Source organism: Clostridium sp. YIM B02551, from assembly GCF_022324735.1.
Classification (GTDB): Bacteria; Bacillota; Clostridia; order Clostridiales; family Clostridiaceae; genus Clostridium_T; species Clostridium_T paridis.
The window spans coordinates 167,357-192,111 of sequence record NZ_JAKGTF010000008.1; the positions used below are offsets into that span (position 1 = coordinate 167,357).

The 24,755-nt window shown below is 31.1% G+C and carries 24 protein-coding genes; 16 read left to right on the plus strand and 8 right to left on the minus strand.

The genetic code is table 11. The features are described from left to right. The 4 genes from L1S47_RS11315 to nrdG all read left to right on the plus strand — a co-directional run bounded on the left by L1S47_RS11315 (window position 1) and on the right by nrdG (window position 4,365). Window positions 1-1,923 carry an aconitate hydratase gene (locus L1S47_RS11315; protein WP_238883658.1) on the plus strand — a complete coding sequence of 641 codons (1,923 nt, stop codon included), beginning with the start codon at window positions 1-3 and terminating at the stop codon, window positions 1,921-1,923. A 25-nt stretch (window positions 1,924-1,948) separates the two neighbouring features. After that, on the plus strand, window positions 1,949-3,157 hold the full coding sequence (locus L1S47_RS11320; RefSeq protein WP_238883659.1) for an NADP-dependent isocitrate dehydrogenase: 1,209 nt from the start codon (window positions 1,949-1,951) through the stop codon (window positions 3,155-3,157). 120 nt (window positions 3,158-3,277) lie between these two features. Further along, a complete protein-coding gene (locus L1S47_RS11325; RefSeq protein WP_238883660.1) occupies window positions 3,278-3,742 on the plus strand; it encodes a hypothetical protein in 465 nt (154 codons plus the stop codon). Between the two features lie 113 nt (window positions 3,743-3,855). Continuing rightward, window positions 3,856-4,365: an anaerobic ribonucleoside-triphosphate reductase activating protein gene (gene nrdG / locus L1S47_RS11330; protein WP_238883661.1), complete on the plus strand. Its 510-nt coding sequence runs from the start codon at window positions 3,856-3,858 to the stop codon at window positions 4,363-4,365. A 41-nt stretch (window positions 4,366-4,406) separates the two neighbouring features. Here nrdG and L1S47_RS11335 read toward each other — a convergent pair whose 3' ends face one another. Next, a complete protein-coding gene (locus tag L1S47_RS11335) occupies window positions 4,407-5,294 on the minus strand; it encodes an alpha/beta fold hydrolase (RefSeq protein WP_238883662.1) in 888 nt (295 codons plus the stop codon). A 159-nt stretch (window positions 5,295-5,453) separates the two neighbouring features. Here L1S47_RS11335 and L1S47_RS11340 point away from each other — a divergent pair, with 159 nt between their 5' ends. From L1S47_RS11340 to L1S47_RS11350, 3 genes are all read left to right on the plus strand, one after another. Next, on the plus strand, window positions 5,454-6,929 hold the full coding sequence (locus L1S47_RS11340) for a leucyl aminopeptidase (RefSeq protein WP_238883663.1): 1,476 nt from the start codon (window positions 5,454-5,456) through the stop codon (window positions 6,927-6,929). A 124-nt stretch (window positions 6,930-7,053) separates the two neighbouring features. Next, window positions 7,054-7,998, plus strand: coding sequence for a magnesium transporter CorA family protein (locus L1S47_RS11345; RefSeq protein WP_238883664.1), 945 nt, complete (start codon window positions 7,054-7,056; stop codon window positions 7,996-7,998). A 25-nt stretch (window positions 7,999-8,023) separates the two neighbouring features. After that, window positions 8,024-8,815, plus strand: coding sequence for an HAD family hydrolase (locus L1S47_RS11350; RefSeq protein ID WP_238883665.1), 792 nt, complete (start codon window positions 8,024-8,026; stop codon window positions 8,813-8,815). Window positions 8,816-8,857: 42 nt separating this feature from the next. On the opposite strand, the gene asnS is transcribed toward L1S47_RS11350, so the two are convergent. Beyond that, window positions 8,858-10,255 (minus strand): asparagine--tRNA ligase, encoded by a 1,398-nt coding sequence (asnS, locus tag L1S47_RS11355; RefSeq protein ID WP_238883666.1) that lies wholly within the window; start codon window positions 10,253-10,255, stop codon window positions 8,858-8,860. Window positions 10,256-10,410: 155 nt separating this feature from the next. Then, complete coding sequence (locus L1S47_RS11360) at window positions 10,411-11,109, minus strand: metallophosphoesterase (protein ID WP_238883667.1); 699 nt, start codon at window positions 11,107-11,109, stop codon at window positions 10,411-10,413. Between the two features lie 163 nt (window positions 11,110-11,272). Here L1S47_RS11360 and L1S47_RS11365 point away from each other — a divergent pair, with 163 nt between their 5' ends. The 4 genes from L1S47_RS11365 to L1S47_RS11380 all read left to right on the plus strand — a co-directional run bounded on the left by L1S47_RS11365 (window position 11,273) and on the right by L1S47_RS11380 (window position 14,061). After that, complete coding sequence (locus L1S47_RS11365; RefSeq protein ID WP_238883668.1) at window positions 11,273-12,346, plus strand: Xaa-Pro peptidase family protein; 1,074 nt, start codon at window positions 11,273-11,275, stop codon at window positions 12,344-12,346. A gap of 26 nt (window positions 12,347-12,372) precedes the next feature. Next, a complete protein-coding gene (locus tag L1S47_RS11370; protein WP_238883669.1) occupies window positions 12,373-12,738 on the plus strand; it encodes a zinc ribbon domain-containing protein in 366 nt (121 codons plus the stop codon). A 132-nt stretch (window positions 12,739-12,870) separates the two neighbouring features. Continuing rightward, window positions 12,871-13,224, plus strand: coding sequence for a helix-turn-helix transcriptional regulator (locus L1S47_RS11375; RefSeq protein WP_238883670.1), 354 nt, complete (start codon window positions 12,871-12,873; stop codon window positions 13,222-13,224). Window positions 13,225-13,290: 66 nt separating this feature from the next. Beyond that, window positions 13,291-14,061: a nitroreductase family protein gene (locus L1S47_RS11380; RefSeq protein ID WP_238883704.1), complete on the plus strand. Its 771-nt coding sequence runs from the start codon at window positions 13,291-13,293 to the stop codon at window positions 14,059-14,061. 98 nt (window positions 14,062-14,159) lie between these two features. Here L1S47_RS11380 and L1S47_RS11385 read toward each other — a convergent pair whose 3' ends face one another. The 3 genes from L1S47_RS11385 to L1S47_RS11395 form a co-directional block, all read right to left on the minus strand. Continuing rightward, window positions 14,160-14,978, minus strand: coding sequence for a purine-nucleoside phosphorylase (locus tag L1S47_RS11385; RefSeq protein WP_238883705.1), 819 nt, complete (start codon window positions 14,976-14,978; stop codon window positions 14,160-14,162). Window positions 14,979-14,998: 20 nt separating this feature from the next. Beyond that, window positions 14,999-16,171: a phosphopentomutase gene (locus L1S47_RS11390; protein ID WP_238883671.1), complete on the minus strand. Its 1,173-nt coding sequence runs from the start codon at window positions 16,169-16,171 to the stop codon at window positions 14,999-15,001. Window positions 16,172-16,298: 127 nt separating this feature from the next. Further along, window positions 16,299-17,321 carry a LacI family DNA-binding transcriptional regulator gene (locus L1S47_RS11395; protein ID WP_202766033.1) on the minus strand — a complete coding sequence of 341 codons (1,023 nt, stop codon included), beginning with the start codon at window positions 17,319-17,321 and terminating at the stop codon, window positions 16,299-16,301. Between the two features lie 260 nt (window positions 17,322-17,581). On the opposite strand from L1S47_RS11395, the gene L1S47_RS11400 reads away from it, so the two are divergent. Beyond that, on the plus strand, window positions 17,582-18,145 hold the full coding sequence (locus tag L1S47_RS11400) for a YdcF family protein (RefSeq protein WP_238883672.1): 564 nt from the start codon (window positions 17,582-17,584) through the stop codon (window positions 18,143-18,145). Window positions 18,146-18,241: 96 nt separating this feature from the next. On the opposite strand, the gene L1S47_RS11405 is transcribed toward L1S47_RS11400, so the two are convergent. Beyond that, window positions 18,242-18,850: a hypothetical protein gene (locus L1S47_RS11405; RefSeq protein ID WP_238883673.1), complete on the minus strand. Its 609-nt coding sequence runs from the start codon at window positions 18,848-18,850 to the stop codon at window positions 18,242-18,244. 319 nt (window positions 18,851-19,169) lie between these two features. Then, window positions 19,170-20,543, minus strand: coding sequence for a UDP-N-acetylmuramate--L-alanine ligase (murC, locus tag L1S47_RS11410; protein WP_238883674.1), 1,374 nt, complete (start codon window positions 20,541-20,543; stop codon window positions 19,170-19,172). A 225-nt stretch (window positions 20,544-20,768) separates the two neighbouring features. Between murC and purR the strand changes: the two genes are divergently transcribed. The 4 genes from purR (at window position 20,769) to L1S47_RS11430 (ending at window position 24,647) form a co-directional block, all read left to right on the plus strand. Then, on the plus strand, window positions 20,769-21,587 hold the full coding sequence (gene purR, locus L1S47_RS11415) for a pur operon repressor (RefSeq protein WP_238883675.1): 819 nt from the start codon (window positions 20,769-20,771) through the stop codon (window positions 21,585-21,587). Between the two features lie 84 nt (window positions 21,588-21,671). Beyond that, window positions 21,672-21,956 carry a septation regulator SpoVG gene (gene spoVG, locus L1S47_RS11420; RefSeq protein WP_202766028.1) on the plus strand — a complete coding sequence of 95 codons (285 nt, stop codon included), beginning with the start codon at window positions 21,672-21,674 and terminating at the stop codon, window positions 21,954-21,956. A gap of 295 nt (window positions 21,957-22,251) precedes the next feature. Beyond that, entirely contained in the window at window positions 22,252-23,619 is a 1,368-nt protein-coding gene (gene glmU / locus L1S47_RS11425) for a bifunctional UDP-N-acetylglucosamine diphosphorylase/glucosamine-1-phosphate N-acetyltransferase GlmU (RefSeq protein WP_238883676.1), read from the plus strand. A gap of 68 nt (window positions 23,620-23,687) precedes the next feature. Next, window positions 23,688-24,647, plus strand: a complete 960-nt coding sequence (locus L1S47_RS11430; protein ID WP_238883677.1) for a ribose-phosphate diphosphokinase — start codon at window positions 23,688-23,690, stop codon at window positions 24,645-24,647. Window positions 24,648-24,755: the final 108 nt, after the last annotated feature.

Consider the following 24,755-nt stretch of genomic DNA (forward strand, 5'->3'; position numbering starts at 1 on the left):
ATGGGCGAAAATTTAGTTTATAAAATATTAAAATCACATTTAGTAGAAGGAGAACTTGTAGTAGGAGAACCAATAGGTATTAAAATAGACCAAACCCTTACGCAAGATTCAACAGGTACAATGGCATATCTTCAATTAGAAGCTATGGGGATAGATAGAGTAAAAACTAAAAGAAGTGTTGCTTTTATTGATCATAATATGCTGCAACAAGGCTTTGAGAATGCTGATGATCATGCATTTATTCAAACAGTAGCATCTAAATATGGAGTATATTTTTCAAAACCAGGAAACGGTATATGTCACCAAGTCTTCTTAGAAAGATTCTCAACACCAGGTGAAACTTTAACAGGATCAGATTCACATACACCTACAGCAGGAGGAGTTGGAATGCTTGCAATGGGAGCAGGTGGATTAGATGTTGCTTTAGCAATGGGCGGAGGAGCTTATTATATTAATACTCCTAAGGTTTGCAAGATTAATCTTATAGGTGAATTAAAGCCTATGGTAGCAGCAAAGGATATAATTCTTGAAGTATTAAGAAGGCTTACTGTAAAAGGTGGAGTTGGAAAAGTATTTGAATATGCAGGAGAAGGGGTTAAGACTCTTTCAGTTCCAGAAAGAGCTACTATAACAAATATGGGAGCTGAACTTGGAGCTACAACTTCAATATTCCCAAGTGATGAAAGAACTCTTGAGTATTTTAAAGCTCAAGGAAGAGAAGAAGATTGGATAGAATTCAAACCAGATGTAGATGCAGTATATGATGAAGAAATTACTATAGATTTATCTGAGCTTAAGCCACTTGCAGCTAAGCCACATTCACCAGATAATGTTGAAGAAATTAAATCAATAGGAAAAATAAAAGTTGATCAAGTTGCTATAGGAAGTTGTACTAATTCATCATATGAGGATTTAATGAAAGTATCTAAAATCCTTAAAGGTAAAAAAGTACATCCAGAAGTTAGCTTAGTAATTGCGCCAGGCTCAAGACAAGTTATGGAGATGTTGTCTAGAAACGGAGCCCTTGCAGATATTATAAGTGCAGGAGCTAGAATACTTGAAAATTCTTGTGGTCCTTGCATAGGTATGGGGCAAGCGCCAGGAACTGATGCAGTTTCCTTAAGAACCTTTAATAGAAATTTCTATGGAAGAAGTGGAACCCTATCAGCAAAAGTTTATTTAGTATCACCAGAAACAGCAGCTGTATCAGCTATAAATGGATATTTAACTGATCCAACTGAACTAAATATTGATATAAAGGTTGAATTACCAGAAAGATTCTTAATTGATGATAGTATGATAATTGCTCCAGCAGTAGATGGAAGCAAAGTTGAAATAAAGAGAGGACCTAATATAAAACCATTCCCAGTTAATAATCCACTTGGGGATTCATTAGAAGGGAAAGCTATATTAAAGGTTGGAGACAATATTACAACTGATCATATCATGCCATCAAATTCTAAATTACTACCATATAGATCTAATATTCCTTACTTAGCAGATTACTGTTTCAATACAGTAGATGAAAATTTCCCTAAGTATGCAAAGGAAAATAACGGTGGATTTATAGTTGGAGGCAGTAACTACGGTCAAGGTTCATCAAGAGAACATGCTGCACTTGCACCACTATACCTAGGAGTTAAAGGTGTTATAGCTAAGAGTTTTGCTAGAATTCATAAGGCTAACTTAATTAATAATGGAATAGTTCCTATGACTTTTGTTAATGAAGAAGACTATGATAAGATAAATCATTTTGATGAGTTAGTTATTTCTGATATTAAAGAAGCTCTTAATTCTGGAGTATTAGAAGTTGTAAATAAAACAGGAAACTATACCTTCAAGGTAAATGTAGAATTAACTGAAAAAGAAATAGAAGTAATAAATGCAGGTGGAAGATTAAACTACGTAAAGATTAATGCATAATACAAAGAATTGGGGGACTATACAAATGGTGAAAATAGCAATGAAAACTCCATTAGTTGAAATGGATGGAGACGAAATGACAAGAATAATATGGAAGATGATTAAGGATGAGTTACTACTTCCATTTATAGATTTAAAAACAGAGTACTATGATTTAGGTTTAGAATATAGAAATGAAACAGATGATAAAGTTACAACTGAAGCATCTGAGGCTATTAAAAAGTATGGTGTTGGAGTAAAATGTGCTACTATAACTCCAAATGCAGCAAGAGTTAAGGAATATAATCTAAAAGAAATGTGGAAGAGTCCAAATGGAACTATAAGGGCTATATTAGATGGGACAGTATTCAGAAGTCCTATAATAGTAGATTCTATTGAACCTTTCGTTAGAACATGGAAAAAACCTATAACAATAGCAAGACATGCATATGGCGATGTTTATAAAAATGTTGAAATAAAGGTTCCTGGAAAAGGAACTGCTGAATTAGTATTTACTTCAGAAAATGGAGAAGTTGAAAAGCAAGTAATCCATACATTTGATGGACCAGGAGTTCTTCAAGGAATGCATAATACAAATAAATCTATAGAAAGCTTTGCAAGAGCATGCTTTAACTATGCATTAGATAGAAAAGAAGATTTGTGGTTTGCATCAAAGGATACAATATCTAAAAAATACGATCATACGTTTAAGGATATATTTGAAGAAATATTTGAAGAGGAATATAAAGCTAAATTTGATGAAGCTGGTATAGAATTCTTCTATACACTAATAGATGATGCAGTAGCGAGAGTAGTTAAATCAGAAGGTGGCTTTATATGGGCATGTAAGAACTATGATGGAGATGTAATGAGTGACATGGTAGCAACAGCCTTTGGTTCATTAGCTATGATGACTTCAGTACTTGTTTCACCAGAAGGTTTCTATGAATATGAAGCAGCTCACGGAACAGTACAAAGACATTACTACAATCACTTAAAAGGAAAAGAAACTTCAACTAACTCTATGGCAACCTTATTTGCATGGACAGGAGCTTTAAGAAAAAGAGGGGAATTAGATAATATCCCTGAGCTTATAACTTTTGCAGATAAGCTAGAAAAAGCATCTATTCAAACAATAGAAGAAGGTGCGATGACAAAAGATTTAGCAAGTCTTTCTTCAATAAAAGATATTAAAGTAGTAAATACTGAAGATTTTATAAAAGAAATAAGAACTAGACTTGAAGCTGTGCTTTAAGATTTAGAAAGGACCTAGAGAAATCTAGGTTCTTTTTCTATTGTAATTAAGTTAATATAGACACTATAAAAATACCTGTGGTAAAATTGTAATATATGGAAAATAAAAGGTGGAGTAACTATGGGAAAGAAATCAAAATTTATACTAGTTATATTATATACACTTATAATAGTGGTGATTACCATGTATTTTAATTTGAGAACTTATACAGTAGTTAAATATAATTTTGATGTAATAGCTGATGATTTTATAGTTAGAGATTTTACTTTAGTTACATTTAAGAATAAATATTATATACCTAAAAGTTATAAAATTGAGAAAAGAGGTTCTTTAAAAGAAAAGATTAGTGATATTTCGATGGAAATATATCAGGATGGAAAAATCATAAAAAGTTCCATGTTTGGATTTGAACATAATCAGGAGTATGAAGCTTCAGTGGATGAGTTAGGGGATTCAAGGGTTTTTCCAGAAAAGATAAAGGTAGACAAAGCAATAGATATAAGATTTAAATACACCCTAGATGGTGTGGAGAAGATAAGTAATCAGACGGTAGAACTAGATAAACATATAGAGCAAAAGATTTAAGAAAAATCTTCAAGGGAGTGTGAAAAAAAGTTAATTTTACACTCTTCTTTTTTCTATATAAATTTATGATAAAATTAAATAATAGAATATTAGGAAGTTGGAGTGAATAACACATGGATAAAAATATTAGATTATCAGGAATTGCATATGAGTCATTAGTTAATGGCCCTGGCATTAGAAGAGTTTTCTTCTCCCAAGGATGTTTACATAATTGCAAGGAATGTTTTAACCCAGACACCCATGATTTTAATGGTGGAGAACTTAGAGATATGGATGAACTTATACTAGATGTTAAGGAAAATCCAATGATAAAGGGAATAACTTTCTCTGGTGGAGATCCATTTGAACAAGCTGATAAGTTCTCTTACATGGCTAAGGAGTTTAAAAAGTTTGGATTAAATATTTGGAGTTATACAGGATATACTTTTGAATATATATTAAGTCATATAGAGGAAAGAGAAAGCTGGAAAGAGCTAATTAATAATATTGATGCTTTAGTTGATGGAAGATTTGAAATAGATAAAAAGGAAGATGGACTTAGGTTTAGAGGATCATCAAACCAAAGGATTATCAATGTTCCAGAGAGTTTAAAAGAGGGAAAAGTTATTTTAGTTGAAATTTAAATAAAGAAGAGAGTTTTTAATGAAACTCTCTTCTTTTTATCTTAAAAATTATTAACTTCCTTTAAAAACAAATCCTTTGCTTCGATAAATGGATAATGACCGCAATTATTAAAGACTACAAGCTTACTATTAGCTATATTGCTATTTAAGTCCATACCTAGTGAAACTGGCACTGATGTATCATTTGAACTAAATAAGAGCAAAGTCTTATTAGGTATGGTCTTTATTTTATCCATAGGAATTCCTGTATTCTTAGTAGTAAGTAGTTTACTAAGGGTTTGAGCTGGAATAGTCCTATTAAAATAGTAATCTTCTCTAAAGTAATCCATATCCATGTTGCTGTTTTTAATAAATTTTTTAGAAAAGCTTGCGCCTTGTATGTAATAGTTTATGTATGTTTCCTTCTTAATTACTGAAGGCACAGGCGGCTGTTTTTTACCAGCTTGTATTATGGGATTAACTAAAATTAAAGAATTAATTCTATCTGAATGAGTTAAGGATAGGTTTATTGCAACAGCTCCTCCCATTCCATGTCCTAGCACTGAAAATTTACTTATTGATAATGCATTAGCTACATTAAGTACGACTTCACTAAATGAAGTATATGTATATTCTTGCTTTGAGTCTTTTGATGAAAGACCAAAACCAGGTAAATCTATAGTAATAACTCTATGATTTTTTGCAAGTTCATTCTTAATTGAATAAAAGTCATTAGAACTTCCTAAAAAATCATGAATAAGGATTATAGGTGCGCCACTTCCTGCATCTGTATACCTAATTTTATAATTATTTAATTCTAGAAATTTTTCATCTTTAAATTTGTCTTCATAAGAAATAGAAATGAATAAATTCGTAAGATAAGAAAAACCTATAAGTAGTAATAATGAAGTTATTATTATTTTAATAAAACGATTAATCAATTTCTTCATAAATTTATGCTCCTACAAAGGTAGATATTTAAGTTTATTATACCACTAAAAGATAAATGTTTTCTAATCTTTATTATGTATCATTAGTAATAGTATATTTATGAAGATTATGGTATATTTAAATTATTAATTGATAGTAACTATTAAGAGGTGATAAATATGGACATAAACTACAAAAAGTTTCCTTGTTCTGAAGCAGATGCAGTTATAATACCTTTATTTGAAGGAAAGGTTGAAGTGCCAAATGAGGAAACTAATAGATTCTTAGATTTAATAAAAGCAAAGGGACAGTTTAAAGGGGCTAAAGGAGAAGTAATAAGTTTTATAAGAGACTTAGGTGGAAATCTTCAAGATGCAATAATTACAGGTCTTGGTAAAGAAGAAGAACTTTCAAGTGAAGCTATTAGAGTAGCTTTATCTAAAGCAGTAAGAAAGGCAAAGGAGTTAAAGGATAAAAGAATATTTATTAAGATTCCAGAAAACTCAAAATTAAATTATTATGAAACAGCAAAAGCAATTGTAGAAGGATTAGGACTAGGTGCATACAGCTTTGAGAAATATAAAAGTAAGGAAGAGCCAATTGAATTAACTTTCTCCTTAGGTGGAAGAGATATTAGCGAAGAAGAAACTAATAGTATTAATGAAGCTATAGAAGAGGGAAAAGTTTTAGTTGAAGCAGTAGAAGTTGCTAGAGATTTAGTTAATGAACCTGCAAATGCTCTATATCCTGGAACCTTGGCTGAAAAGGTTAAAGACTTAGGTGATACATATGGTTTTAAAGTAGAAGTAAAAGAAGATGAAGAGATTAAAGCGTTAGGAATGGAAGCATTTTTAACAGTTGCAAGAGGAGCTAAAAACAGTCCTAAGTTAATTGTAATGAGATATTATGGCGATGATAGTAATAAGGATAAAGTTTTAGGCTTAGTTGGAAAAGGACTTACATATGACTCAGGTGGATATTCCCTAAAGCCAAGTAGTGGAATGGAAACTATGAAATCTGACATGGGAGGAGCAGCTGCAGTAATTGGAACAATGGTATCTATAGCTAGAAGAAAGCTAAAGACTAATGCAATAGCAGTTGTAGCAGCTTGTGAAAACATGATATCAGGTGATGCATATAAACCTGGAGATATTATAGGATCTATGGCAGGAAAAAAGATAGAAGTTATAAACACAGATGCAGAAGGAAGACTTACTCTTGCTGATGCAGTTACATACATAATCAGAAAAGAAGGAGTTAATGAAGTAATTGATGTTGCGACACTAACAGGTGCAGCCTTAGTTGCTTTAGGAACTACAACAACAGCAGTAATAACAAATAATAACGAGTTCTATGGAGAACTTAGTGCAGCATCAGAATACTCTGGAGAAAGAGTATGGCAGCTTCCAAGTTTTCCAGAATATAAAAAATTGATTAAATCAGATATAGCAGATTTAAAAAATACTGGTGGAAGACATGCAGGAACAATAACTGCTGGGTTATTCATTGGAGAGTTTGTAGAAGATAAACCATGGATGCACTTGGATATTGCGGGAACTGCTTGGAATGATTCAGCTAGAGATTATTCTCCAAAGGGCGGAACTGGAGAACCTTTAAGAACTTTATATGAACTTTTAAAGAGAAGAGCTAAATAATAAAATATATAATTAAAGGATTTGGGGAACCAAGTCCTTTAATTTTTTGCTCAGATTTAATTACTATTATTTATATTTGTTTGCTGATATAATAGTTAAGGGATGCTAAGAAGGAGGTAATAATATGATAAATATTTATAAAACTACAAGTGAAACAGATCTTACATTAAAGACTATAGAAAATATTGAAGCTGGATGTTGGGTAAATGTTGTGGCCCCTACGGAACAAGAAATAATATTACTAGCAAAGAAGACCGGGGTACCTCTGGAATTTTTAAAGGCTCCTTTAGATGATGAAGAAACTTCAAGAATTGATATTATAGATAATAATATATTGGTTATAGTGGATATTCCATTTACTGAAATGGAGGACAACTCATTAACTTATGATACTTATCCTTTAGCAATAATACATACTGAAAAAGAAATCATAACAGTATGTTTAAAAAATTCAAAAATATTAACTGATTTTGCTAAAGGTGAAATAAGAGGTTTTTATACCTTCAAAAGATCAAGATTTATATTACAAATATTAAGTAAAATAGCAACCTACTATCTTCTATACTTAAGACAAATAGATAAGAAGAGTTTAATGATAGAGAAGAAACTTCATAAATCAATGAAGAATAAAGAATTGATTCAAATGTTATCACTAGAAAAATCTTTGGTATATTTCTCAACGTCACTTAAATCAAATGAAATAACCTTAGAAAAAATGATGAAAATGTCTATTATGCAGAAATATCCTGAGGATAATGATGTATTAGAAGATGTTATTATAGAAAATAAGCAAGCTATAGAGATGGCGGGAATATATAGTGATATACTAGCAGGCACGATGGATGCCTTCGCATCAGTAATTGCAAATAACTTAAATATCGTAATGAAGGTATTAGCGGCTGTAACTATAGTTATGTCTATTCCTAACATGATTTCAGGAATATTTGGAATGAATGTTGGAGGAAATCCATTTTCAGAAAGCCCAGTAGGTCTTATATCTGTAGTTGGGTTTATTGTTTTCCTATGTGTTGTAGCAGCGTTAATCTTAAAGAAAAAAGATATGTTTTAATAGGGTATAAGGAAGAGGGAATTTTATGAGAAAGAATATAGCATTTTTTGATATAGACGGAACTCTAATTGGATTTAATGGAACAAGTCTAGTGATGCCTGAAAGTACAAAAAGAGCTATAAAAGAATTCAGGGAAAGAGGAAATCTAGCTTTTATTTGCAGTGGAAGACAAATAAGGTTTATTCTTGAGAAGTTTGGAACAGATATGTTTGATGGATATATATCAGCTAATGGAACACAAATAATGATTGGAGATAAGGTGGTATTTGAGAGAACCTTATCTAAAGACATGATAGAGTACTTAAAAAAAGCTTTTGATGAACTTGGTATATCCTGTATCTTTAATGATGCTTTCCATGGCTATTCCTATAATATGGATGAAGACAGAATAAAAAGATATAATTCTCAATTTAAAGGACAATCCTATATATTAGAGACGTGGAATATGGACAATATCAAGGCAAGTTCACTAGATATATTTTATAAGGATGAGGTGGCATTGAAAAAATGCAGAGAATACTTTAAAGAAAGCTTGATTTTTAATCCTCATGGACCCAACATGTCTGCAGATGTTTCGCTTAAAGAATGGGGTAAAGCAGATGCCATTAAATATATCTCAGAATACTTAAAGATTCCTATGGACAATACCTATGCCTTTGGGGATGGTCACAATGATATTGAGATGATTAAGAGGGTTAATACAGGAATAGCTATGGGGAACGCAGTAGAAGAATTAAAAGTGGTAGCTGATTATATAACTTCTGATATATTCGAGGATGGAATAGAAAAGGCTATGAAAATTTATAATTTAATATAAAATATAAAAACTCCAGTAGAGCTAAGCTACTGGAGTTTTTTATTAAAAGTCTGATTGACCTGTAGTTCTTGGGAATGGTATAACGTCTCTTATGTTTGTCATTCCAGTTATATACATGATTAATCTTTCAAAACCTAAACCGAAACCAGAGTGAGGTGTTTCACCATATTTTCTTAATTCTAGGTACCACCAGTAATCTTCTTCGTTTAAGTTTAATTCAGCCATCTTTTTCTTTAATACATCAAGTCTTTCTTCTCTTTGAGAACCACCGATAATTTCCCCTATTCCTGGAACTAAACAGTCCATTGCAGCAACAGTTTTTCCATCTTCGTTAAGTCTCATATAGAAAGCTTTGATATCTTTTGGATAATCAGTTACAAATACAGGTCTCTTAAATATTTCTTCAGTTAAATATCTTTCATGTTCTGTTTGAAGATCTATTCCCCATTCTACTGGATATTCAAACTTCTTACCAGATTTTTGTAGAAGCTCAACAGCTTCAGTGTAAGTAACCTTACCAAAATCTGAAGTTACAACATGGTTAAGTCTTTCTAAAAGACCTTTATCTATAAATTGATTAAAGAATTCTAATTCTTCAGGACATTCTTCCATAACATAGTTAATAACAAACTTTAACATGTCTTCTGCTAGTTCCATATCATCTTTAAGATCAGCAAAAGATATTTCAGGCTCTATCATCCAGAATTCTGCTGCATGTCTAGCAGTATTAGAATTTTCAGCTCTAAAAGTAGGTCCGAAAGTGTAAATGTTTCTAAATGCTAATGCAAAAGATTCACCATTTAATTGACCTGAAACAGTAAGATTTGTTTCTTTACCAAAGAAATCCTCTGAATAATCAATCTTACCTTCCTCAGTTTTAGGAATGTTATTAAGGTCTAAAGTAGTAACTCTAAACATTTCTCCAGCACCTTCAGCATCAGATCCAGTTAAAATTGGAGTATGTGTATAAACAAATCCTTTTTCTTGGAAGAACTTGTGTATAGCATAAGCTGCAACAGAACGAACTCTAAAAACTGCAGAAAATGCATTGCTTCTAGGTCTTAAGTGAGCAATTGTTCTTAAATACTCAAAAGTATGTCTTTTCTTTTGAAGTGGGTAGTCAGAGGAAGACATTCCTTCAACTATAATTTGATTTGCTTGGATTTCAAAAGGTTGTTTTGCATCAGGTGTCTCAACTAAAGTACCTATAACAGATATAGATGAACTAATAGGTAACTTAGAAATGTCTTTAAAGTTTTCTAATTTATTAGCATCTAAAACTATTTGTACGTTCTTAAAGAAAGAACCATCATTTAATTCAATAAATCCGAAGGCATTAGAAGCTCTTAAAGTCCTAATCCATCCACTAATTTTAATCTCTTTGTTAGCAAAATCTTTTTGTTCTCTATAAAGAGATTTTACTAAAATGTTGTTACTCATAGATATCCTCCTTAAACTTTTTAAATTTAATCCGAAATTTATAATTTATTTAAAACCGTTATATACACAGCTAAAAGTTATATTACTAATAATTGCATATAAGTCATAATGAGATTTTACAACAAAAAGCCAGTATTTGCAAGAAGTCGCTGGACTTATTCGGTACCACTTTCGTAACCATCTATAAGATTAGTTGGAAAATTAAGCAGCTGCATATCCTTCATAATTCTTTTATATTCGTAAGGAACCTCTTTGAAATTAACCTTAGGCTTTGAGTTTCCTTGTATATCAATTATTGCATAAGTAGCATTAGGTCTACCAAGCATAGGTTTTCCAACAGAACCATCATTTATAAATAATTTATCATTAAATTCCTTGTATCCAGGTAAATGAGTATGGGCAGCTACCAAGATATCGCCTTGGAAGTCCTTCATAACTTCAGTTGTTTCCTCTGAGTCCTGCAATAAATATTCATTTATCTTTCTTGGACTTCCGTGAACAAAGGTTATTTTTTTACCTTCAAATTCTAATGTCATGGAACTTGGAAGGCTTTTTAAAAATTCTTTATTTGAAGCCCTTAGCTCGTTAACAGTCCATGGAAGCACAAAAGAATTTATATAAGTATCTCTAATATAAGTAAAATCATTATCAACAACAGAAGCATCATAATTACCCTTTAAGCAAGGAATTCTTTTTCTTCTAATTAAGGCAATAACTTCATTTGGATGAGGACCATAACCTACTAAATCTCCTAAACACATAATAAAATCGATATTTTCACTATCTATATCTTCTAGAACACTCATTAATGCATATATATTGCCATGTATATCTGATATTGCAGCTATTCTCATAGTATTTCCTCCAGTTTTATTTTTATATTTAATATATTACTACAATGCTTTTCAATTTTAAATATTGTAAATACTATATAATATGATAAATCAGTTACATTTTGGTTAAATAAGAATGATATAATAAGGTTATGTAAAATTATATTTAGTAGGAGTGAAGGAAATGAAAGTAGATAGAGTTAAAAAGATATTAAGGGATATGGAAGCAGAAGGCTTAGAGCAAATGATAGTTACATCCTCAGCTGCTATTTTTTATTTAACAGGTAAATGGTTTGAAGTAGGGGAGCGTATGATAGCTCTTTATTTATCAACTAAGAATGAACCTAAGCTAGTAGTTAATGAATTATTCCCAATAGTAGAAGATTTAGGTGTAGAAATTTTATGGTATAAGGATACTGAAGATCCAATACTTATTTTGAGTAAATTTATTGATAAAGAAAAACCACTTGGAATAGATAAGAATTGGCAAGCTCATTTCTTAATAAGATTAATGGAACTTGGAGCAGGAAAAGCATTTGTAAATGGGTCTCCAATAATTGATAAGGCTAGAGCGATAAAAGATAGTGAAGAAATAGAGCTTATGAAAAAAGCTAGTGAAATTAATGATAGAGCCATGAAAGAAATTTGGAGAAGCATAGGGGAAGTAAAAACTGAAAAAGAAATGGGAGCATTATTAGGAGAATTATACGATAAAGAAGGAGCAGAAGGATATTCTTTTGCACCTATAATAGCTTATGGAGCTAATGGGGCAGATCCACACCATGAACCAGATAAATCACTACTAAAAAAAGGTGAAGGGGTGGTTATAGATATTGGATGTTTATATAACCATTATTGTTCAGATATGACAAGAACAGTGTTTTATGGTGAACCTTCAAGTAAAGCAATAGAAGTATACAATATTGTAAAAGAGGCAAATTTAAAGGGGGAGGAAGCTGTTAAACCGGGTAGAAGATTTTGTGATGTAGATAATGCGGCAAGAAATCATATAGAAGCAGCTGGATACGGTAAGTATTTTACTCATAGAACAGGACATTCTATAGGAATAGAAGTTCATGATTATGGTAATGTAAGTGCTGTTAATGAAGATAAGCTAGAATCAGGAATGATCTTCTCTGTAGAACCAGGAATATATCTATCTGGAGATGTAGGGGTTAGAATAGAGGACTTAGTTCTAGTAACAGAATCTGGAGTAGAGGTATTAAATAAAGTAACAAAAGATATTGTAGTTCTTTAACATACTTTGTTAAGGAGGAGAAGTGAATGTTTTTTATCGGTATTTTTGGTATTGAAACAAAGCAAAAAGAAATTAAAAGAATAACATCAGCTTTATGCAAAGAATGTAGGACTGGTGAGCTAATATTATATAAACAATTTAATATGTTTCATTTCTTTTTTATTCCCTTATTTAAATGGGGAGTAAAATACTACCTAGTATGTAAAGATTGTAATACTATCTATGAAATATCAATAGAAAAAGGTAAGGCTGTAGAAGAAAATAGAGAAGACATAACTTACTGGGATCTAAAGGTATTGCAAAGGGGAGATGTTAAAGTGTACTGCAGTCATTGTAATAGGGAAGTAAATGAAGAATTTGAATACTGCCCACATTGTGGGAATAAAATATAAAAAAGGCTTAAATAGGCCTTTTTTCATTCATCTAGATTTTCTTTACCATTAAACCATTTTAAAGAAATCTATGTTATAATGGCTTAAATTAATGAACCAATAAAACTATTTATTTCTGGAAGGAACTTAATAATGAGTGAATCTAATGAACTATTAGAGCTATCAAAAGAATTTAAAGAATGCCAAAAGGCATTAATAGCAATTGGTGATGAAACAAGGCAGTTAATTATAAGTGCATTACTTTTAAGTGATTGTAGTGGGGTAAGGGTAGGAGATATTGCACATAAGACTAATCTTTCAAGACCATCAGTATCACATCATTTACAAGTATTAAAGAATGCAAATATGATAAGTGTGAGAAGAGAAGGAACAAAAAATTATTATTATCTAGAAGCAAGGGATAATGAGTTAAATAAGATTATAAGACTTTTTAATCATGTCAATACTATTATGAGGAATGCACCTGATAGAAGAGATGATTTTTAAAGATTAGAAGTAAAAATTACATAATAAAAAATAAGAATTAAAATTGTTAGGGGAATAAGAGTGGATATGAAGTCAGATGTTAGTATTGATTTAGAAAAATGTATTGGTTGTAGTAAGTGTGTAAAAGACTGCCCAGAATATAATATTGTGATGGAAAATAATAAAGCTGTTATAAGAAGAGATGAATGTCTTAAATGTGGTCACTGCGTGGCTATTTGTCCTAAAGATGCTGTAAGAATACCTCAATATGAAGAAGAAATTCTACCTATAAGTGCTGATGACAAACTTAATAGTGATACTCTACTAAAGGTAATAAAAGGCGGGCGCTCAATTAGGCAATTTAAAGATATTCCGGTAGAAAAGGAAAAGTTAATGCAGATAATTGAAGCAGGACGGTATACAGCAACTGCAAGTAATAAGCAGGATGTTTCATATATTGTGATTACAGAAAAGAATAAGGAAATTGAAAGGGAAGCAGTAAAGTTATTGAGATTACTCAAAAAGCCTCTAGGATTATTTATACCAATTGTAAAATCAATTACTATAGATGATGAATTCTATTTTAAAAATGCTCCAGCAGTTATTGTTGTAGTATCAAAAGATCAAGTTAATGGATCTTTAGCCGCTTCTAATATGGAGTTAATGGCAGAATCTTTAGGACTCGGCACATTTTACAGTGGATTTTTTACTAGAGCAGTAAATATAAGTACTAAACTTAGAAGTCTCTTGAAAATGGAGAAAGGACAAAAGGTTGTTACAGTCCTAGTAATTGGATATCCAAATGTAACATATGAAAGGACTGTACCGAGAAAAAAGGCAGATGTTCAGTTTGTGTAGTTTTTAAGAAAAAGTTGATTTGAAAGTTATAAATAAAATATAAAAAGAAGAGAAATATATAGGTTTAATATTTCTCTTCTTTTTTACTTTAAACACTTTTATAGAGATTTTATTATATTATTCATTAATGAAATAAATGTGTTCTTTACTTTTTCTGAAGTTTCCATAACTTCTTCATGGCTTAATGGTTGATCTAATATTCCAGCTGCCATATTTGTCATGCAAGATATACCTAGTACCTTCATTCCTTGATGTTTTGCTATTATAACTTCAGGAACAGTAGACATACCAGCAGCATCTCCACCTAATACTCTTATCATTCTTATTTCAGCAGGTGTTTCATAAGTAGGACCACTCATCATAGTATATACACCTTCTTTAAGTGTAAGGTTTAATGAGGATGCTATGTCTTTAGCTTTTTCTCTTAAGTCTTTATCATAGGCATTGGACATATCAGGGAATCTAGGACCAAAGTCATTTAAGTTTCTGCCTATTAGTGGATTATCACCTGATAAATTAATATGATCTGATATTAGCATTAAATCTCCTGGTTTAAAGGAGGTATTAACAGCTCCTGCAGCATTGGTTACGATTAGTGTCTCTACCCCAAGAAGTTTCATAACTCTAACAGGAAAAGTTACTTCATTCATTTTATATCCTTCATAAAAGTGAAAACGTCCCTGCATTGCAACAACAGATTTTCCTTGAAGTTTACCAATAACAAGTCTTCCTGCATGACCTTCTACAGTAGATACAGGGAAATGCGGTATTTCATTATAATTATAGTATTCTGCATCTTCTATTTTATCCCCAATAGCACCTAGTCCTGAGCCTAAGATAAGTGCAATTTCAGGTTTGTATTTTGTCTTAGATAGTATAAAGTCACCAGCTTCTTTTATTTTTATATTTAAATCAATCATTATTTCACTCCTTATTTTTATTTCAATATTTCTTTAAGGAAACTTTCACCATTTTGTATTTTTTCAGTATTGAATATTTCACATATAGTTTGCCCCATACTGTAGAAGCCCATTTTAATTCCTAGGTTATAACCTTCTTTTAGTGATTTCCCATATGCTAAAAATGGTACATATTCTCTTGTGTGATCTGTTCCAGGGAAGGTAGGATCGCATCCATGATCTGCAGTTATAAATAATACGTCATCTTCCTTCATATTACCTATTATTTCTTTTAGTCTTTGGTCAAATGATTCTAATCCCTCGCCATAAGCCTTTGCATTATTTCTATGACCCCATTTAGAATCAAAATCAACAAGGTTAGTAAATATAAGCCCGGAAGTACTTTCATTCATATAATCTAGAGTTTTATCAACTCCGTCCATGTTATCTTTAGTATGAATTGCGTGAGTTATTCCTTTACCAGAGAAAATATCCTCAATTTTTCCTACTGCCATAACAGGAATACCTGCTGACTTTAATATATCTAGAGTAGTTTCATGTGGTGGAACTAATGCATAGTCTTTTCTGTTAGGTGTTCTGCTAAAATTGCCAGGTTCGCCTATATAAGGTCTAGCAATAACACGAGCTACTTTACGGTCGCCATGTAACATTTCTCTAGCTATTTCACAATATTTATATAAGTCATCAAGTGGAATTAATTCTTCATGTGCTGCGATTTGAAATACTGAGTCAGCTGATGTATATACTATTAATGCACCAGTTTTTAATTGCTCTTCGCCTAATTCATCAAGTATCTCAGTTCCAGAAGCAACTTTATTTCCTATTACTTTTCTTCCAGTTTTATCTTCGAATTCTTCTATTAAATCTTTAGGGAATCCATTAGGATATGTAGGGAATGCAACTTCAGTTTTTACTCCAACCATTTCCCAATGACCAGTTACAGTATCTTTACCGTTTGAAGCTTCATGTAATTTACCATAACAACCTATAGGGTTTTCAACTTTGTTTATGTTTTCCATACCATCAATTAATCCAAGACCAAGGGATTCCATGTTAGGTAGTTTTAACCCACCATTATATTTTGCAACATTCCCTATAGTATTTGAACCAACATCACCATACTTATCTGCATCAGGAAGAGCTCCCATTCCAACACTATCAAGAACTATCCAAATTACTCTTTTTATCATAATATCGCCTCCGAAATAATAATTGGGTATAATCTATGAATATTTGATTATACATTAAGTGTAACCGCTTTACCTTTAAGGGTTAAATATTCTAGAGAGGATTACTCTCTAGAATAAAAATTGAAATCTATTTTTTATAATATTTTTCTGATCCTTTAAGTACTAATGAAGATTTAAGTGTTATAGTCTGTACGTCTACTTTATCATCTGAATTAAGAGAGTTTAAAAGTAAGTTCATTCCTATTTCTCCAAGTTCGGTAGTTGGACCATCAATGTAACTAATATCTAATCCTATTATATTAAATAAATCTATTCTATCAAAGGAAATTAACGCAATATCTTCAGGAAAAGATAAATTTTTTTCTCTAATAGATTTTATGGCACCTATAGTCATTTGGTTAGAACTAGTGAAAATGGCAGTAGGTCCATTATGTAACTCTAAAATTTTATTTGTTAAATTATATCCAGATTCAAGGGTGTAATCACCATAAAAAATATACTCATTATTTACTTGAATATTATTTTCTTCTAAAGCTTTCTTGTAACCATCAAGACGTTCTTGAGCTGATTTTGAATTCATTCTCCCAGTAATTATTGCAATTTTAGTATGCCCTGCATTGATTAATGAATTCACGGCATTATAACTACTTTCTAGGTTGTCTACAAAAACACCAGAAAAATTTGAATGCTTTAGATGACCATCTATTAAAACAACAGGAATACCTAAGTTGTTTAATTCATTTAAACAATCTACATTTTGGTCATCTTCACAGGAGGTTGGTGTAATTAATAAGCCACGGATTCTATGCTCTCTTAAGGATTGAATACTTCTAATTTCTTTCTGAATTGACTCGTGGGAATCACAGAGAATTATATTAAAATTATTATTCTCTGCCACTTTATTTATTCCTCTAAATACTTCACCATAGAAAGGGTTGGTTATGTCTGGAACTATCACTCCTATAGTATTAGTCTGTTTTTTAGATAAACTTCTTGCAATTGCAGATGGAGTATAGTTATAATCCTTCATAATTTTTAGTATTTTTTCTTTTGTTTCTAATTTAACGTAACCAGAATTATTAAGAACCCTTGAAACAGTAGCTAAAGAAACCCCGGCAGCTTTAGCAATATCAGAAATTGTTGCAGCCATTTAAATCCCCCCAAAAAAATAGATAGTAATAATATATATGAGTAGTACAAAAATAAATAATTAATGGACTAAATGTATCAATATATAATGGTAACATTTTCACCCATAATTTACAACAAATCAACGTAAAAATCAATAGTAAATTAAAGAAAAACTGGACTTTTGTTAACATAATGACATTTAAAGCATAGTAAAATAAAGTATAATTTAAAATAGAACTAAGTTGGATAACATTAATATAATGAATTAAGGAGAATACTATGAGAAAGAGGATTTTTGTGATTTTAGGTGTATTACTGGTTTTATTGGGCTTAAGTCAATTATATATTTTCACTGGTGGAACTAAAAAAATTACTGAAAATAGCAATGCAATAATTATTCTTGGTTGCAAAGTGAATGGAAAAGAACCCTCAAGATTTTTATTAGAAAGAACATTAAAAGCAAAAGAATTATATAGTGAGGGACTGGGAGAATATATAATATTATCAGGTGGACAGGGATCTGGTGAAGAAATATCAGAAGCTATGTGTATGAAGAAGATATTAGTTGACAATGGCATACCAGAAGACAAGCTATTACTTGAAGACAAATCGAAAAATACCTATGAAAATCTAAGAAATTCTAAAGAGATAGTTAAAGAAAAAAACTTTAATAATGTAATTGTAGTATCAAACGAGTTCCATTTAAGAAGAGCAAAGATGATAGGTGATAAATTAAATATTAATGCAAAATATTCAGGAGTGTTTGTGAAGGATGAATGGTTAACAGAGATTTATGGTGGAATAAGAGAGATTCCTGCGATAATTAAAGATAGTTTTAGATAGCAGAAAAAAATAATCACTCATTTTAAAATGAGTGATTATTAGATTTAAATTATAAAGAAATTTATTAAGTATAAGAATATAATCCTAAGTTATTTCTTAGAATAAGGAACCGAGAAGAAACCAAGGTAATGGATTATAGCCGTAATAATAAGGTTGATAGTAAGGATGATAGTAAGGGTGATAGTAAGGATGATATGGTTGTTTATATCCATAACCATAGCTAGGATAATTCTTATAGCCTGAATATTTTTGCCTGTTAGTTCCAGTGGAAGAACCGCTAGAACCAGTAGTACTGCCTGTAGAACCAGTAGTGCTAGTTCCTCCAGAAGTTAAACCTGTAGCAGAAGACTGGGTTCCTGGATAAGATTGCATATATGGAGTAGCTGATCCAGGCATTTGCATACCTCCAGGCATCTGCATGCCACCGGGCATTTGCATATATGGGTATTGTCCTTCTTGACCTTGAGTCTGTCCTTGAGGCATATAGTAAGGGTTTGGTAAGAAAGGAACAGTTTTTAGATATTCCATACAACTAGCAAAAGGACTCATTTGGCCACCTTGAGTCATATCTTGAGTAGTTTGACCGTATTGTCCCAATTGAGTTCCTTGAGTTCCTGAACCATATTGAGTTCCTTGATTATATAGATTATCTTGGGTAGTAGTCTGGCTACCGCTTCCTTGATCGTCATATTGTTCACGATACATGAGTTTCCTCCGAATAATTTTTTCCACATTAATGATATATGCGAATTAATGTTGTAATGTGAAAACAATATAAAAAATCGTCAAGGCGATTATGAGCCGTCGATTTTTTACTCGCATCTGACTTTCTGAACGAATGTGAGGAAAAATGTCAGGCGATCAATTCTATTTTTACTCTTTATGGGAAGGTGGTTGATACTTAAATTAAAATTCAAACTTAATAAAGTTACTCGAACACTTAAAATATTATAATTTCTTAAAGAGTAAAAAAGGCAGTTAAATGAATTGTTTAAAAATTCTTTAACTACCTAACTTTAATATATTACTGTAGGAACATTTCTCCAACTTGAACTACGTCACCTGCACCTACAGTAAGAAGTATGTCACCATCCTTGATTTTACCTTTTACATAATCACATGCCTCTTTATGTGAAGAGACATTTATACATTTTATACCTTTAGATCTAAGTGCATCACCTAACATTTTAGAGTTTATATCACCAGGATCCTTTTCTCTAGCTGCATATATATCCATTAAAATAAGTTCATCCACATCATTGAATGCTTCAGTAAATTCTTTAAAAAGAGTTTTTGTTCTTGTATATGTGTGAGGTTGGAAAACACAAAACAAGTTATTATGCTTAATATTTTTTGAAGTACTTAATGTTGCCTTTATTTCTACTGGGTGATGAGCATAATCATCAATAACAGTTACACCATCTTTTACACCCTTATATTCAAAACGCTTATGAGCTCCTCCAAATGAAGTAAGACCTTGAGTTATTGCATCTGAAGAAAGATTAAAGATTAAGCCTACTGCTACAGCTGAAAGTGCATTTAAAACATTATGCTTTCCAGGAACATTTAATGAAATTGTAAATAACTTATCTTCATGTTTATAAACATCAAAGGTTGCACACCCTTTTTCATTAAATACTATGTTTTTAGCAGTAACAATACCCCCATCTATTCCGTAACTAATAACATTACAAGATGCAGTTTCCATTGCTTTCACAACTCTAGGATCATCATGATTTCCAATTAAGTAACCATCTTGTGGTATAAGTTTTACGAACTTTTCAAAGGTTTCTTGAATATGATTGATATCTCTGTAGTAATCTAGGTGGTCAGCATCAATATTAAGTATTATTCCTATATATGGATAAAAACTTAAAAATGAAGCTTTATATTCGCAGGCTTCTGTTATGAAATACTCAGAATTTCCAACTTTATAGTTACCGTTAATAATGTCCAATTCCCCTCCAACCAGTATAGTTGGATCTAAATTTCCTTCAAGTGCTATATGAGAAACCATAGATGTTGTTGTTGTTTTTCCATGAGTTCCTGCAATTGCAACATTATATTTATGGCCTTGCATAATATGACCTAAAAATTCGGCTCTATCCATTAATGCAAGTCCTCTTTCCTTCGCTTCTAATAGTTCGGGATTGTCCTTTGGAATAGCAGCAGTATAAACCACTAAATCTGCATCTCCTATATTTTCTCTTTTATGACCTATGTATATTTCGGCACCTTTAGCTTTAAGTGAATCTATTATTTTAGAATTTTTAGCATCGGAACCAGAGACTCTATAACCACCATTTAAAAGCACAGCAGCTAATCCACTCATGCTTATTCCACCAATACCTATGAAATATACCTTCATGTGTTTATCCTTTAAAAAATCAAAAGACAATTTTATCAACTCCTTAAGTTAATTCATTTATAATTATATACAATTTTATGAAATTGAACACACTTTTTATAGAAGAATTAGCAATTGGAAGAAAAATATTATAAAATACTTGCTAATTGTTTAAATAATATTGATTATGGCTATAATATAGAATAAAATATGAATATTAAGATAGTTTTTTATATAGAAAATTCGTTAAATATGATAAAAATGTAGGTGATGTTTATGGAAAAGTTAAGTAGAAATAGCAGAGTTGTAGCCATTACAAAACTATTAATGGAGAATCCAAATAAAATAATAGGATTAAATAATTTTTCGGATTTATTGAATGCGGCAAAATCAACAGTTAGTGAAGATATAGTAATAGTAAGAGAAGTTCTGGAAAAGCTGGGAATGGGAAGAGTGGAGACTATTTCGGGTGCAGCAGGAGGAATAAAATTCATAAATGGAATTAGTGACGAGAGTAGGGAGCAATTTGGAGAAAGATTATGCGAACTATTAAAGGAACCATCAAGAATCGTACCTGGTAATTTTATTTACATGACAGATTTGATGTATAATCCACAAATAATAAGCAAGGCTGGGGTTATTTTAGCAACTGCCCTTGGAAATCAAAAAGCTGACTATGTAGTTACAGTTGAAACCAAAGGAATACCATTAGCTTATGAAGTTGCAAAAAATCTAGGAACAGAGTTAGTGATTGCAAGAAGAGACAATAATAAAGTTACTGAAGGACCTACAGTAACAATAAACTACGTTTCTGGTAGTAGCGGAAAGATTCAACAAATGTCTCTTTCAAAAAAATCTTTAAAAACAGGAAGTAGATGCATATTTATTGATGATTTCTTAAAAGGAGGCGGAACTGCAAAAGGTATACAAGATTTACTAAATGAATTTGATTCAGAATTAGTTGGAATAGGAGTTTTAGTGGATCATATTGGAGCAGAAAAGAAGCTAATTGATGATTATGTTTCTATAATAGAGTTGAAAAATGTGGATAAAAATGGAGTGGTTGACTTAAAGCCATCAAAATTATTAATTTAATATTCTAAAAATTTCAACAAAAAAAAGGATTTTAGTAACTTTTATAGAATATAAACTACAATAAACAACTGGAGGTGTAGTGAAATGCAAATCACAGACGTAAGAATAAGAAAAATAGCTGCTGAAGGAAAGATGAAGGCTATAGTTTCTGTTACTTTCGATAACGAGTTTGTTGTACATGACATTAAAGTTATTGAAGGACAAAATGGTCTATTTATTGCAATGCCAAGTAGAAAAACTCCTGATGGTGAGTTTAAAGATATAGCGCATCCAATAAATACAGAGACTAGAGAAAAGATTCAAAATGCTATTTTGGATGAATATGAAAAAGCCAAAGTAGAAGAAGATGAAGAATCTGTAGAGGAATAATCATGTATAAAAAAGGAAGCTGAGCTTCCTTTTTTTACTTTAGGAGAGAAAGAATAGCAAACTATAAAATTACACAAAGTTACACTAAATTATAATTTAATAAATATAATAGACAGCAATGTTTAAAGGGATATCTATATTATAGAATTTGCTGTAAAATTCAGAAAATTAGGGATATGAAGATTTCGTTAGATTATGTTGAAATAGTAGATTTAATAACCTATAATATAATAGGTACGTTAAAAAATATCATAATTTAACTTAAAATTAAGTGAAAGAACATAGAGGTGTATTAATGTATAGTTGTGCTTTAATCCTAGCAGCGGGGCAAGGAAAGAGAATAAAATCAAACTTACCTAAGGTATTGCATAAAGTTTGTGGTAAGGAAATGGTTAATCATGTAATAGACACTATGAGAATGGCTAAAATACAAGATGTTAATGTTATAATTGGAAAAGGTGCAGAACTTGTTCAAGAAATGACTCAAGAAAAGAAAGTGAGTTATTCTATACAGTCAGAACAATTAGGAACAGGTCATGCAGTAATATGTGCCAAAGAGTTCTTGAAGGATAAAGATGGTGTGGTTGCCATATTTACTGGAGATGCACCATTAGTAAAAAGTGAAACTGTTGAAAGTTTAATAAATAAACATATAACAGAAGGAAATTCAGCAACATTATTAACGTCTATAATTGACAATCCAAATGGATATGGAAGAATAATTAGAAATGGGGATAGTGTCGAGAAAATTGTAGAACATAAAGACTGTAATGTAAGTGAATTAGAAACAAAAGAAATAAACGCAGGAATGTACTGTTTTAATATAAAATCACTAGTAGATGCTTTAGATAAGCTATCAAATAATAATGCACAAGGGGAGTATTATTTAACTGATGTTATAGGAATACTAAAAAACCAACAAGAAAAAGTAGGTGCATTAGTTACAGAATTTGAAGAAACCTTAGGTGTTAATTCAAGAGTTGAATTAGCTAAAGCAGAAGAGATAATGAAAGAAAGAATAAATAACAAGCATTTAGAAAACGGGGTAACTATTATTGATCCTAGATCAACTTACATTGGAATTGATGTAACTATAGGTCAAGATACAATTATTTATCCAGGTAATGTTATAGAAGGAAACACTGAAATAGGAATTGATTGTATGTTATATCCAAATTCAAGAATTAGTAATTCTAAAATTGGAGATAATGTAGAAATTCAAAGTTCAGTTATTTTAGATAGTAAAGTTGGTGGAAATACTACTGTAGGTCCATTTGCATATATAAGACCAGAATCAGTAATTGGTGAAAAAGTTAGAATTGGTGACTTTGTTGAAATAAAAAAATCAACTATTGGAAATAACACTAAAGTATCACATTTAACCTACATTGGTGATGCAGAAGTAGGGGAAAGTTGTAATTTTGGTTGTGGAACAGTTGTTGTAAATTATGATGGTAAGAATAAGCATAAAACAAAAATAGGAAATAATTCATTTATAGGATGCAATACGAATTTGGTTTCTCCTGTAGAAGTTAAGGATAATACTTATATTGCTGCAGGTTCAACTATAACAAAAGAAGTCCCAGAAGGTAGTCTTGCTATTGCAAGAGCAAAACAAACAAACATTGAGGGATGGGTTAATAAAAAAGGGCTTAAAAAATAACAATTTTACAAAGGCACTTTTTAAAATATATTCACTTTTTAAAATATATTAAGGAGGTATTCTAAGGAATGATTACCCATGGAAGAAATATTAAAATTTTCACTGGAAATTCACATCCAAAACTTGCAAAAGACATAGCTGATATATTAGGGGTGCCAGTGGGTAATGCGAAGGTAGGAACCTTCAGCGATGGAGAAATATGCGTAGATATTAATGAGACTGTTAGAGGACAAGAGGTGTTCGTAGTTCAATCAACTAATTCACCAGTTAATAACAATCTTATGGAATTGCTAATTATGATTGATGCACTTAAAAGAGCATCAGCAGGAAGAATAACAGCTGTTATTCCATACTATGGTTATGCAAGACAAGATAGAAAGGCAAAATCTAGAGACCCAATCACTGCAAAACTAGTTGCTGATATATTAACAACTGCAGGAGCAGATAGAGTTTTGACAATGGATTTACATGCCGCTCAAATACAAGGATATTTTGATATACCAGTAGATCATTTATTAGGATCACCTATACTAGCTAGATACTTTGTTGAAAAAGGATTTGAAGATAGAGAAGATGTTGTAGTAGTATCTCCAGATTTAGGAAGTGTTACAAGAGCTAGAAAGTTTGCTGATAAGTTACATGCACCAATTGCTATAATTGATAAGAGAAGACCAAAAGCTAATGTATCTGAAATAATGAATATTATTGGAGAAGTTAAGGGTAAGGTATGTATACTTATTGATGATATGATTGATACTGCAGGAACAATTGCTAATGCAGCAAATGCTTTAAAAGATTTAGGAGCAACTAATGTATATGCATGTTGTACTCATGGTGTTTTATCTGGCCCTGCATTTGATAGAATCAATGCAAGTGCAATTGAAGAATTAGTTATGCTAGATACCATTGCACTACCAGAAAGAAATGATTTAGATAAATTTAAGTCAATTTCAGTAGCACCTTTATTCGCAGAAGCAATTAAGAGAATCTACGATGAGGAACCATTAAGTAAATTATTTGAAGCTTAATACATATAAATTATATAGTATTAATAAGTTATAATTTTAAGTTGCGTATGGAAATTAAAATTAAAAATTACTTATATTAAAAGGGGATGACATGATTTGTCATCCTTT